Annotated in this window: 9 protein-coding genes; 2 read left to right on the top strand and 7 right to left on the bottom strand. The window is 64.1% G+C overall.

Annotated elements, in window-relative coordinates; genetic code table 11:
- Positions 1-40: 40 nt before the first annotated feature.
- Positions 41-613: a xanthine phosphoribosyltransferase gene (locus VUG52_RS26515; protein WP_011536381.1), complete on the bottom strand. Its 573-nt coding sequence runs from the start codon at positions 611-613 to the stop codon at positions 41-43.
- A gap of 63 nt (positions 614-676) precedes the next feature.
- The gene (gene rep, locus VUG52_RS26510; protein WP_186712312.1) at positions 677-2,686 is read right to left on the bottom strand and encodes a DNA helicase Rep; all 2,010 of its coding nucleotides are present in this window, start codon (positions 2,684-2,686) and stop codon (positions 677-679) included.
- A gap of 256 nt (positions 2,687-2,942) precedes the next feature.
- Between rep and VUG52_RS26505 the strand changes: the two genes are divergently transcribed.
- On the top strand, positions 2,943-4,610 hold the full coding sequence (locus tag VUG52_RS26505) for a putative bifunctional diguanylate cyclase/phosphodiesterase (RefSeq protein WP_050707508.1): 1,668 nt from the start codon (positions 2,943-2,945) through the stop codon (positions 4,608-4,610).
- Between the two features lie 125 nt (positions 4,611-4,735).
- Here the strand turns inward: VUG52_RS26505 and VUG52_RS26500 are convergent, their stop codons facing one another.
- The 5 genes from VUG52_RS26500 to VUG52_RS26480 form a co-directional block, all read right to left on the bottom strand.
- Positions 4,736-6,229: an acetyl-CoA hydrolase/transferase family protein gene (locus VUG52_RS26500; RefSeq protein ID WP_050707507.1), complete on the bottom strand. Its 1,494-nt coding sequence runs from the start codon at positions 6,227-6,229 to the stop codon at positions 4,736-4,738.
- 187 nt (positions 6,230-6,416) lie between these two features.
- Positions 6,417-7,853: an NAD(P)(+) transhydrogenase (Re/Si-specific) subunit beta gene (locus VUG52_RS26495; RefSeq protein ID WP_050707506.1), complete on the bottom strand. Its 1,437-nt coding sequence runs from the start codon at positions 7,851-7,853 to the stop codon at positions 6,417-6,419.
- 2 nt (positions 7,854-7,855) lie between these two features.
- Positions 7,856-8,170: an NAD(P) transhydrogenase subunit alpha gene (locus tag VUG52_RS26490; RefSeq protein WP_023631272.1), complete on the bottom strand. Its 315-nt coding sequence runs from the start codon at positions 8,168-8,170 to the stop codon at positions 7,856-7,858.
- A gap of 11 nt (positions 8,171-8,181) precedes the next feature.
- Complete coding sequence (locus VUG52_RS26485) at positions 8,182-9,303, bottom strand: Re/Si-specific NAD(P)(+) transhydrogenase subunit alpha (protein ID WP_331832273.1); 1,122 nt, start codon at positions 9,301-9,303, stop codon at positions 8,182-8,184.
- A 441-nt stretch (positions 9,304-9,744) separates the two neighbouring features.
- Positions 9,745-10,644: a LysR family transcriptional regulator gene (locus VUG52_RS26480; protein WP_262952242.1), complete on the bottom strand. Its 900-nt coding sequence runs from the start codon at positions 10,642-10,644 to the stop codon at positions 9,745-9,747.
- Positions 10,645-10,807: 163 nt separating this feature from the next.
- On the opposite strand from VUG52_RS26480, the gene VUG52_RS26475 reads away from it, so the two are divergent.
- Positions 10,808-11,989 carry an acyl-CoA dehydrogenase gene (locus VUG52_RS26475; RefSeq protein ID WP_028689912.1) on the top strand — a complete coding sequence of 394 codons (1,182 nt, stop codon included), beginning with the start codon at positions 10,808-10,810 and terminating at the stop codon, positions 11,987-11,989.
- Positions 11,990-11,992 lie beyond the last annotated feature (3 nt).

The following is an 11,992-nucleotide window of genomic DNA, read 5'->3' as shown; positions in this document are numbered from 1 at the left end:
TCGCGGCACAAGGCCGCTCCTACAGGGTAAGGGCAAGGCTTTACTCGATGAAGGTGACCACGCCGCCTTCCAGCGACTTGACCCGGGCCAGCGATTCGACGCGGTAGCCCTGGCTGTCCAGCTCGGCACGGCCGCCCTGGAACGACTTCTCGATGACGATGCCCAGGCCCGCCACGGTGGCGCCGGCCTGCTTGATGATCGAGATCAGTGCCTGGGACGCCTTGCCGTTGGCCAGGAAGTCGTCGATCACCAGCACGCGGTCGCTGCTGTTGAGATGGCGCGGCGAGATGGCCACGGTGTTCTCGGTCTGCTTGGTGAAGGAGTACACCGAGGCAGTCAGCAGGTTCTCGGTCAGGGTCAGCGACTGGTGCTTGCGGGCGAAGATCACCGGTACGCCGAGCTTCAGGCCGGTCATCACCGCCGGGGCGATGCCGGAGGCTTCGATGGTGACGATCTTGGTCACGCCCGAATCGGCGAACAGGCGGGCGAACTCGTCACCGATCAGCTGCATCAGCGCAGGGTCGATCTGGTGGTTGAGAAACGCATCGACTTTGAGTACCTGGTCGGAAAGCACGATGCCTTCTTCGCGAATCTTCTGCTGCAGTGCTTCCACTGTGTGTCTCCGATGTAACAAAGGTGGCCGCACGAAGCGGCAAAGTTAAAGAGTAATGGTTGATCAGCGTTTGAGCATCGCCCGGATATCGGCCAGGGCGTTGTTGCCGCGCGCGGCTTTCACTTCCACGGGCGCATCGTCCAGGCCTTCCCAGGCCAGGTCGTCCGGCGGCAGTTCGTCGAGGAACCGGCTCGGGGTACAGTCGATGATCTCGCCGTACTGCTTGCGCTTGGCGGCGAAGGTGAAGGCCAGGGTCTGGCGTGCGCGGGTGATGCCCACGTAGGCCAGGCGGCGTTCCTCTTCGATGGTGTCGGCCTCGATGCTCGAGCGGTGGGGGAGGATTTCCTCCTCCATGCCCATGATGAACACGTAGGGGAACTCCAGGCCCTTGGAGGCGTGCAGGGTCATCATCTGCACGCCCTCGGCGTTTTCTTCCTCTTCCTGCTGGCGCTCGAGCATGTCGCGCAGCACCAGCTTGCCGATGGCGTCCTCGATGGTCATGTCACCCTCTTCATCCTTCTCGAGGGTGTTCTTCAGCGCTTCGACGAGGAACCAGACGTTGCTGATGCGGAACTCCGCAGCCTTGTCGCTGGCGGTCTGCTGGCGGATCCAGTTCTCGTAGTCGATGTCGCGGATCATCTCGTGCAGCGCGGCGATCGGGTCTTCCAGGGCGACCTTGTGGCGCACCCCGTCGAGCCAGTGCTTGAAGCGCTGCAGGCGCTCGGTGTAGCGGGCGTCCAGGTGCTCGCCCAGGCCCAGCTCCTCGCTGGCGGCGTACATCGAGATGCCGCGCTCGGTGGAATAGTTGCCGAGCTTTTCCAGGGTGGTCGAGCCGATCTCGCGGCGCGGCACGTTGATCACCCGCAGGTAGGCGTTGTCGTCGTCCGGGTTGACCAGCAGGCGCAGGTAGGCCATCAGGTCCTTGACCTCCTGGCGGCCGAAGAAGCTGTTGCCGCCGGACAGGCGGTACGGCACCTGGTGGTGCTGCAGCTTCAGTTCGATCAGCTTGGCCTGGTAGTTGCCCCGGTAGAGGATGGCGAAGTCGCTGTACGGGCGGTTGGTGCGCAGGTGCAGGGTGAGGATTTCCATGGCCACGCGCTCGGCCTCGGCTTCCTCGTTCTTGCAGCGAATCACGCGGATCTCGTCGCCGACGCCCATCTCGCTCCACAGTTCCTTCTCGAAGGCGTGGGGGTTGTTGGCGATCAGCACGTTGGCGCAGCGCAGGATGCGGCTGGTGGAGCGGTAGTTCTGCTCGAGCATGACGATCTTCAGGGAGGGGTAGTCCTCCTTGAGCAGCATCAGGTTCTCGGGGCGGGCGCCGCGCCAGGCGTAGATCGACTGGTCATCGTCGCCGACCACGGTGAACTGGTTGCGCATGCCGATCAGCATCTTCACCAGCAGGTACTGGCTGGCGTTGGTGTCCTGGTATTCGTCCACCAGCAGGTAGCGCACGCGGTTCTGCCAGCGTTCGAGTACGTCGGGGTGCTCCTGGAACAGCTTGACCGGCTGCAGGATCAGGTCGTCGAAGTCCACCGCGTTGAACGCCTTGAGCGTGCGCTGATAGTGGGTGTAGACGATGGCCGCGGTCTGCTCGCGCGGGTTGCGTGCCTTTTCCAGGGCCTCGGGCGGCAGGATCAGGTCGTTCTTCCAGGCACCGATCATGTTCTTGATCTCGTCGATGCCGTCGTCGCCGGAGTATTCCTTCTGCATGATGTCCGACAGCAACGCCTTGATGTCGGACTCGTCGAAGATCGAGAAACCCGGTTTGTAGCCCAGGCGCTCGTGCTCCCTGCGGATGATGTTCAGGCCCAGGTTGTGGAAGGTGCACACCGTCAGGCCCCGGCCTTCTCCCGGACGCAGCAGGGTGCCGACCCGCTCCTTCATCTCGCGCGCGGCCTTGTTGGTGAAGGTCATCGCCACGATGTACTGGGCACGGATGCCGCAGTTCTGGATCAGGTGGGCAATCTTGCGCGTGATCACGCTGGTCTTGCCGGAGCCTGCACCGGCGAGCACCAAAAGAGGGCCGCCGACGTAGTCTCGGGCTTCCTGTTGCCGGGGATTGAGTCGGGACATGCTAGAAACCGGGGGTAACCAGAAAATAGCCGCGCATTCTAGCAGGCATGGGGCCGTTAATGCGCGACCGTCTGACGTTGTGATGCAGGGCGCGAATCGGATTTGCCGCATCTGCTACTTTCGCGCAGGATGCACGTCAGATTGCGTCGGGATGGCGGCCAGGGAAGGGCAACGACTAAAAGTGAAAATCATTTCCAATTAATCGGGTAGGATTGCCCGCGCTCGCCGTTCCACCGCCCATGTCTAAGGAGCCCGCTTGTCCACGCCTGTCGAACCCCTGCGTTTGCTGCTGTTGGCTGATGAGCCGGAGTGGGCCGTGCATCTGCGCGAATGCCTGCAGCCGATGGGCGGCAGCGTCGTGCTGCTGACCGCGCCGAACTGGGCGGCGGTGGACAGCCTGTTCGCCAACGACCGCCAGGCTGTGGTGCTGGCCACGCCCGAGCTGCAGCCGGCGCCGGGGCGTTGCGAGCTGCCGACGATCCTGCTGCTGGAGCAGGAGCCGGCCAGCGCGCCGCTGGGCGTCAGCGACTGGCTGGTGCTGGCGCAGCTGACCACCGACACCCTGCGTCGCTCCCTGCGCCATGTGCGCGAGCGCGGCGTGCTGGTGGCCACCCTGCAACGCCTGGCCGAACAGGACCCGCTGACCGGCATTGCCAACCGCCAGGGCTTCCAGGCACTGCTGACCGCGCGTCTGGCCGAGAACGAAGGCCGCGGCCTGGCCCTCGGCCATCTCGACCTGGACAACTTCCGCCACGTCAACGACGCCCTCGGCCACCAGGGCGGCGACCGCCTGATCTTGCAGGTGGTCGCCCGGCTCAAGCACCAGCTGGAGGCGAGCGACCAGCTGGCGCGCCTGGGCAGCGATGAGTTCGCCCTGCTGATCGACACCCGGCGCGACCCCAATCGCGCCGAGTGGATGGCCGAACGCATCACCGAGGCGCTGACCGAGCCCTACTGGATCGACGGCGAGAGCTTGCTGCTCGGCTGCAGCCTGGGAATCGCCCATGCCCGCGCCCAGGCCGGCGCCGACCCGCTGATGTGGCACGCGCACATCGCCATGCGCCAGGCCAAGAGCAGCCAGGGCTGCACCTTCCATGTGTTCAACGAGCGCATCAACCGCAACGCCCGCAGCCTGGCCGACCTGGAAAGCGAGCTGCGTCGCGCCCTGCGCCGCGACGAGCTGGAGTTGCACTATCAACCGCGGCTCAATCTCGCCGACGGCCGTATCGTCGGTCTGGAAGCGCTGGTGCGCTGGAACCATCCAGAGCGCGGTCTGCTGGCGCCGAGCGAATTCGTGCCGCTGGCCGAACAGAGCGGGTTGATCGTGCCGTTGGGCTACTGGGTGATCTCCCGGGCCCTTAGCGACATGCAGGCCCTGCGCGAGCGCGGCCTGGCGCCGCTGCACATGGCGGTGAACCTGAGCTTCCGCCAGTTCCAGGACAGCCAGTTGCTCGCCACCCTGAGCCGGCTGATCGTCGAGCACGGCGTCGATGCCCGCTGGCTGGAGTTCGAGCTGACCGAGACCGCCGTGATGCGGCGCAACGAGCTGGTGCGCCAGACCATGGACGCCTTGGGGCGCCTGGGGGTGCGTTTTTCGCTGGACGATTTCGGGACCGGTTTCTCGTCGTTCGTGCACCTGAACAGCCTGCCGATCACCCTGCTCAAGGTCGACCGCAGCTTCGTCGGCGGCATGGAGCAGCGCGAGGAGAACGCCAAGCTGGTGCACGCGATGATCAACCTGGCGCACAACCTCAACCTGGAGGTGGTGGCCGAAGGGGTGGAGAGCGAGGAGCAACTGGCGCTGCTGCGGGCGTTCGGTTGCGACCAGGTGCAGGGGTTCCTGGTGAGCCGGCCGTTGCCGGTGGAGGCGTTGATCGAGTACCTGTTGCAGGTGCCGAGTCCGGGTCTGGTGCAGACCTTGTAGATCCCATGCAGCCTTTTCGCGGCACAAGGCCGCTCCTACAGGTGATCGCGGTCTTCTGTAGGAGCGGCCTTGTGCCGCGAAAAGGGGCGCAAAGCGCCCCCAGCAATTTCAAACCGTGAAGATGATCAACCGACCAACATCCGCCCGGTCTCTTCCAGGTTTTCATGCCAGCTCAAGGCTTCGCGCAGGATATGCGGGGTATGCCCGCCACGCTGGCAGGCGCGCTCGAAGTAATCGTTCAGCGCGGCGCGGTAGTCCGGATGCACGCAGTTGTCGATGATCACCCGGGCACGCTCGCGCGGTGCCAGGCCGCGCAGGTCGGCCAGGCCCACCTCGGTCACCAGGATGTCCACGTCGTGCTCGGTATGGTCGACATGGCTGACCATCGGCACCACGCTGGAAATCGCGCCGCCCTTGGCAATCGACTTGGTGACGAAGATCGCCAGGTGCGCGTTGCGGGCGAAGTCGCCCGAGCCACCGATGCCGTTCATCATCTTCGTGCCGCAGACGTGGGTGGAGTTGACGTTGCCGTAGATGTCGAACTCCAGCGCCGTGTTGATGCCGATGATGCCCAGGCGACGGACCACTTCCGGGTGGTTGGAGATTTCCTGCGGGCGCAGCACCAGCTTGTCCTTGTAACGCTCCAGGTTACCGAACACGTCGGCGTTACGGCGGCTCGACAGGGTGATCGAGCTGCCCGAGGCAAAGCTCAGCTTGCCGGCGTCAATCAGGTCGAAGGTCGAGTCCTGCAGCACTTCGGAGTACATGGTCAGGTTTTCGAACGGCGACTCGATCAGGCCGCACATCACCGCGTTGGCAATGCTGCCGATGCCGGCCTGCAGCGGGCCGAGGTTGTTGCTCATGCGCCCGGCGTCCACCTCGCCCTTGAGGAAGGCGATCAGGTGATCGGCGATGCCCTGGGTCTCGTGGTCAGGCGGCAGCACGGTGGACGGCGAGTCCGGCTGGTCGCTGATGACGATGCCGACGATCTTGGCCGGATCGATCGGGATCGCGGTGCTGCCGATGCGGTCGTCGACCTTCACCAGCGGGATCGGCGTGCGGGTCGGGCGGTAGGTCGGGATGTAGATGTCGTGCAGGCCTTCGAGGTTGGCATGGTGCGACAGGTTGATCTCGACGATGACCTGCTTGGCGAAGATCGCGAAGCTGGCCGAGTTGCCGACGGAGGTGGTCGGCACGATATGGCCTTGCTCGGTGATCGCCACCGCCTCAATGACCGCGATGTCCGGCAGGGTGAGCTGTTTGTTGCGCAGCTGCTCGACGGTTTCCGACAGGTGCTGGTCGATGAACATCACCTTGCCGTCGTTGATGGCCTTGCGCAGGGTGCTGTCGACCTGGAACGGCATGCGCCGGGCCAGCACGCCGGCCTCGGTCAGTTGCTTGTCCAGGTCGTTGCCCAGGCTGGCGCCGGTCATCAGGCTGATCTTCAGCGGCGACTGTTTTGCACGCTCGGCCAGTGCGTGGGGCACGGCCTTGGCTTCGCCGGCGCGGGTGAAACCGCTCATGCCGACGGTCATGCCGTCCTGGATCAGGCCAGCGGCGTCAGCCGCACTCATAACCTTGCTGTGCAGGGAGGACAAGCGGATACGATCACGGTACATGGATTGTTATCTCAGGCTACTGAAGCTACTGGAAGCGCAGTCTAGAGATTTAGCCCGGAACCGTCCCGCGACCATGGTCGTAGGCGAAGGCCGGAAGTAGAGCCGTTGATCTGGATCAAGCCAATGAAAAGGCCCCTGGGAATATCTCCCCAGGGGCCTTATGCGCTTCTATATGGGTAGGACCAGGTCAGTCCACGGCCTTGACCATGTCCTCGATGACTTTCTTGGCGTCACCGAACACCATCATGGTCTTGTCCAGGTAGAACAGTTCGTTGTCCAGACCCGCGTAGCCGCTGGCCATGGAGCGCTTGTTGACGATGATGGTCTTGGCCTTGAAGGCCTCGAGGATCGGCATGCCGGCGATCGGTGACTTCGGATCGTTCTTCGCCGCCGGGTTGACCACGTCGTTGGCGCCCAGCACCAGCACCACGTCGGCCTGGCCGAACTCGGCGTTGATGTCCTCCATCTCGAACACCTGGTCGTACGGCACCTCGGCTTCGGCCAGCAGCACGTTCATGTGCCCGGGCATGCGCCCCGCCACCGGGTGGATCGCGTACTTCACGGTCACGCCGTTGTGGCTCAGCTTCTCGGTCAGTTCCTTGAGCGCGTGCTGGGCGCGGGCCACCGCCAGGCCGTAGCCTGGGACGATGATCACGCTGTCGGCGTTGCTCAGCAGGAAGGTGGCGTCATCGGCCGAGCCGGACTTCACCGGGCGCTGCTCCTTCGTACCTTGCGCAGCGCCGACATCGGTATCGCCACCGAAGCCGCCGAGGATGACGTTGAAGAACGAACGGTTCATCGCCTTGCACATGATGTACGAGAGGATCGCGCCGCTGGAGCCCACCAGGGAGCCGGCGATGATCAGCATCGAGTTGTTCAGCGAGAAGCCGATACCCGCCGCGGCCCAGCCCGAGTAGCTGTTGAGCATCGACACCACCACCGGCATGTCGGCGCCGCCGATCGGGATGATGATCAGCACGCCCATGACGAAGGCCAGGGCCAGCATCAGGGTGAAGGCGCTGTAGTGGCCGGTGAAGGTGAACAGCAGGCCCAGGGCGATGGTCGCCAGGCCCAGGATCAGGTTCAGCTTGTGCTGGCCGGCGAACTGTACCGGTGCGCCCTGGAACAGGCGGAACTTGTACTTGCCCGACAGCTTGCCGAAGGCGATCACCGAGCCCGAGAAGGTGATCGCACCGATGGCCGCGCCGAGGAAAAGCTCCAGGCGGTTGCCGGTGGGGATCGGGTCGCTGATGCTGGCGACGATGCCCAGCGATTGCGGCTCGAGCACGGCGGCGATGGCGATGAACACCGCGGCCAGGCCGATCATGCTATGCATGAAGGCGACCAGCTCGGGCATTTTGGTCATCTCGACGCGCTTGGCCATGATCGAGCCGGCGCTGCCGCCGACCAGCAGGCCGACGATGACGTAGCCGATACCGGCAGTCGCCAGCTCCGCGCCAAGCTTGTAGATCAGGCCGACGGTGGTGAGGATGGCGATACCCATGCCGATCATGCCGAACAGGTTGCCACGGCGTGAGGTGGTCGGGTGCGAGAGGCCCTTGAGCGCCTGGATGAAGCAGACCGAGGCGACCAGGTACAGAAGCGTTACCAGATTCATGCTCATGCTTACTTCTGCCCCTCGTTCTTGGTTTTCTTCTTGAACATTTCCAGCATGCGGCGAGTGACCAGGAAGCCACCGAACACGTTCACCGCGGCCAGCGCCACGGCCAGGGTGCCCATGACCTTGCCGGCCGGGGTGACGGTCAGCGCCGCGGCCAGCATGGCGCCGACGATGACGATCGCGGAAATGGCGTTGGTGACCGCCATCAGCGGGGTGTGCAGGGCCGGGGTGACGTTCCACACCACGTGGTAACCCACGTAGATGGCCAGCACGAAGATGATCAGGTTGTAGATGCCGTGGGAAATCAGCATGTCTTCCATTGTCGTGCTCCTCAGCCGTTCTTGCGCACGACCTGGCCGTCGCGGCACATCAGGCACGCGGCGACGATGTCGTCTTCGAGGTTGATGACCAGGTTGCCGTCCTTGTCGAACAGCAGCTTCATGAAGTCCAGCAGGTTGCGCGCGTACAGTGCCGAAGCATCGGCGCCGACCTGGGCCGGCAGGTTGGTCGGGCCGACAATGGTTACGCCGTTGTGCAGGACGACCTGATCGGCCACGGTCAGCGGGCAGTTGCCGCCCTGGGCCGCGGCGAGGTCGATGACCACCGAGCCGGGTTTCATCTGCGCCACGGTTTCGGCGCTGAGCAGGGTCGGCGCCTTGCGCCCGGGAATCAGCGCGGTGGTGATGACGATATCGGCCTGCTTGGCGCGCTCGTGCACGGCCTGGGCCTGGCGCTGCATCCAGCTGGCCGGCATTGGCCGGGCATAGCCGCCGACGCCTTCGGCGCATTCGCGTTCTTCATCGGTCTCGTAGGGCACGTCGATGAACTTGGCCCCCAGCGACTCGATCTGCTCCTTCACCGCCGGGCGCACGTCCGACGCTTCGATCACCGCACCCAGGCGCTTGGCCGTGGCGATGGCCTGCAGGCCGGCGACGCCGGCCCCGAGGATCAGCACGCGGGCGGCTTTCACCGTGCCTGCGGCAGTCATCAGCATGGGCATGAAGCGCGGGTAGTGGTGGGCCGCCAGCAGCACGGCCTTGTAGCCGGCGATGTTGGCCTGGGACGACAGCACGTCGAGGCTCTGTGCCCGCGAGGTGCGCGGCGCGGCTTCCAGGGCGAAGGCGGTGATGCCGCGCTCGGCCATCTTGCCGATCAGTTCGTTGTTGAAGGGGTTGAGCATGCCCGCCAGCAGGCTGGTGCTGTTGATCAGCGCCAGTTCCTGGTCATTGGGCGCGACCACCTTGAGCACCAGCTGCGCGCCAAAGGCGTCAGTGGCTTCGCCCAGGGTGGCGCCCACGGCTTCATAGGCACTGTCCGGAATGCTGGCGTTGAGCCCTGCCCCCCGTTGCACGGTGACCTGATGGCCCTGGCCTACCAGTTTCTTGATGGTTTCCGGGGTCGCGGCGACCCTTGTCTCACCCGTCTGCGTCTCGAGAGGAACACCAATGTGCACGACTATGTCTCCTGCGGTGACCTTTATTGTCTTTATGGAAACCAGCGCACTTCGGGTGGTGCGGCTGGGCGGCCGTAGAGCACGACTCCGCCTGGTTCGAGGCGGGAGAGGCATTTTGCAGACGAACCCAGGGGCCTTCAACAGGTTCTGAAGCGAAACGAACTTAAAACTACAAGTCACCCTGTGACCGTATGTCGCAACGATTCTGGTCCAGCCCGTCAAGTACGCGCTATTCGCAGCTTAGGGGAAAAAATGAAAAAATTTCGGCCGTTTTCGTTCATGGCGTTGTGAATGTCGCAAAATAAGCCGCAAACCCGCGCAGTCACTAGGGTTGCTACGGTTTTTCCGCTATACGGAACAGATTGCGAATTTGCGACAAATCCATATATCTGTAGGTGTTCAAAATAATTGACTACGGGGTCAATTTTTAGAATATTGGCCTCATCCGGCGGCGGTGTACTGCTTCGCCTGTGCCACCAGCCAGTCGCGAAACGCCCGCAGCGAAGCGGATTCCACCTTTCGCTCGGGGATCATCAGATGGTAGGCCTTGTCGCTGGACAGGGCATGCCTGTTAGCGACCAGCAATCGACCTTCCTGCAACTCGCGCTGGATCAGGAACGGCGGAATCAGCGCGATACCCATGTCATGCATGGCGGCCTGGGCCAGCATGGAGAACAGTTCGTAGCGCGGGCCGGTCATGTCCCGTTCGACGCTCAGACCCAGGCCGTCGAACCACTGCCGCCAGGCATAGGGGCGCGTGGTCTGCTGCAGCAGGGGCAACTCGGCGATGCGCCGGGCGTCGAGGCTGGCTTGCCCGTCCAGCAGCGCGGGGCTGCACACCGGCATGGGGTTCTCGCCCATCAGGCGGTGGGATTGGGTGCCGGACCAGTCGGCGTCGCCGAAGTAGATGGCGGCGTCGAAGGGGGTGTCGGCGAACAGGAAGGGGCGGGTGCGGTTGGTCAGGTTGACCGTGACCTCGGGGTGGCGCTGCTGGAAGTCCTTCAGGCGCGGCAGCAGCCATTGCGTGCCGAAGGTCGGCACCACCGCCAGTTCGATCACGTTGGCGCCTTGCTGGCGCATCACCGAAAGCGTGTCGCGCTCCACCGCATCCAGCTGCGTGGCCACCTGGCGGCTGTAGGAGAGCCCGGCTTCGGTCAGTTTCACGCCCCGGCGCGAGCGGCGGAACAGTTCGACATTGAGGAAGGCCTCCAGGCCACCGATCTGGCGACAGACGGCGCCCTGGGTCAGGGCCAGTTCCTGGGCGGCCTTGGTGAAGCTCTCGTGGCGCGCGGCCGCCTCGAAGCAGACCAGGGCGGTGGTGCTGGGGATCTTGCGGCGCATGTACGTCAACCTCACTTGTAGGGCGTTGAACAGGGCATTTCGATGATTACGAAGTGAGAAAATATCACTAAACCGTGCGCAATCCTCGTTTGTCCCGCAGGCCGATCAGGCCTAGGATCAATCCAGCACAACAATTCGTTCCCATCTTTCGAGGAATCCGCACATGGCTGGCAAGGCAAGCTTCAACTGGATCGACCCGCTGCTGCTGGATCAGCAGCTCACTGAAGAAGAGCGCATGGTTCGCGACAGCGCCTATCAGTTCGCCCAGGACAAGCTGGCACCCCGTGTGCTGGAGGCGTTCCGCCACGAGCAGACAGACCCGGCGATTTTCCGCGAGATGGGTGAAGTCGGCCTGCTCGGCGCGACCATTCCCGAGCAGTACGGCGGCAGCGGCCTGAACTACGTGTGCTACGGCCTGATCGCCCGCGAGGTGGAGCGCATCGACTCCGGCTACCGTTCGATGATGAGCGTGCAATCGTCGCTGGTCATGGTGCCGATCAACGAGTTCGGTACCGAGGCGCAGAAGCAGAAGTACCTGCCGAAGCTGGCCAGTGGCGAGTGGATCGGCTGCTTCGGCCTGACCGAGCCCAACCATGGATCCGACCCGGGCTCGATGATTACCCGCGCCCGCAAGGTCGACGGTGGCTATCGCCTGACCGGCAGCAAGATGTGGATCACCAACAGCCCGATCGCCGATGTCTTCGTGGTCTGGGCCAAGGACGATGCCGGTGATATCCGCGGCTTCGTGCTGGAGAAAGGCTGGGACGGCCTCAGCGCCCCGGCTATCCATGGCAAGGTCGGCCTGCGCGCCTCGATCACCGGCGAGATCGTCATGGACAACGTATTCGTGCCGGAAGAGAACATCTTCCCGGACGTGCGAGGCCTCAAAGGCCCGTTCACCTGCCTGAACTCGGCCCGCTATGGCATCTCCTGGGGCGCCCTGGGCGCCGCCGAGGCCTGCTGGCACACCGCGCGCCAGTACACCCTGGACCGCCAGCAGTTCGGCCGCCCGCTGGCTGCCAACCAGCTGATCCAGAAGAAACTGGCCGACATGCAGACCGAGATCACCCTGGCCCTGCAGGGCTGCCTGCGCCTGGGGCGGATGAAGGACGAAGGCACCGCGGCGGTCGAGATCACCTCGATCATGAAGCGCAACTCCTGCGGGAAGGCCCTGGACATCGCCCGTTTGGCCCGCGACATGCTGGGCGGCAATGGCATCTCCGACGAGTTCGGCGTGGCCCGCCACCTGGTCAACCTCGAGGTGGTCAACACCTATGAAGGAACCCATGACGTGCACGCGCTGATCCTCGGGCGTGCGCAGACCGGCATCCAGGCGTTCTACTGATAG

The organism is Pseudomonas sp. LH21, assembly GCF_036549575.1.
Classification (GTDB): domain Bacteria; phylum Pseudomonadota; class Gammaproteobacteria; order Pseudomonadales; family Pseudomonadaceae; genus Aquipseudomonas; species Aquipseudomonas peradeniyensis.
This window is presented reverse-complemented; position numbering and strand designations above follow the sequence as displayed.

Coding starts and splice junctions, on each gene's coding strand:
- VUG52_RS26480 (WP_262952242.1), bottom strand. CDS start 10,644: ATGCGCCGCAAGATCCCCAGCACCACCGCCCTGGTCTGCTTCGAGGCG.
- VUG52_RS26490 (WP_023631272.1), bottom strand. CDS start 8,170: ATGGAAGACATGCTGATTTCCCACGGCATCTACAACCTGATCATCTTC.
- VUG52_RS26475 (WP_028689912.1), top strand. CDS start 10,808: ATGGCTGGCAAGGCAAGCTTCAACTGGATCGACCCGCTGCTGCTGGAT.
- rep (WP_186712312.1), bottom strand. CDS start 2,686: ATGTCCCGACTCAATCCCCGGCAACAGGAAGCCCGAGACTACGTCGGC.
- VUG52_RS26495 (WP_050707506.1), bottom strand. CDS start 7,853: ATGAGCATGAATCTGGTAACGCTTCTGTACCTGGTCGCCTCGGTCTGC.
- VUG52_RS26500 (WP_050707507.1), bottom strand. CDS start 6,229: ATGTACCGTGATCGTATCCGCTTGTCCTCCCTGCACAGCAAGGTTATG.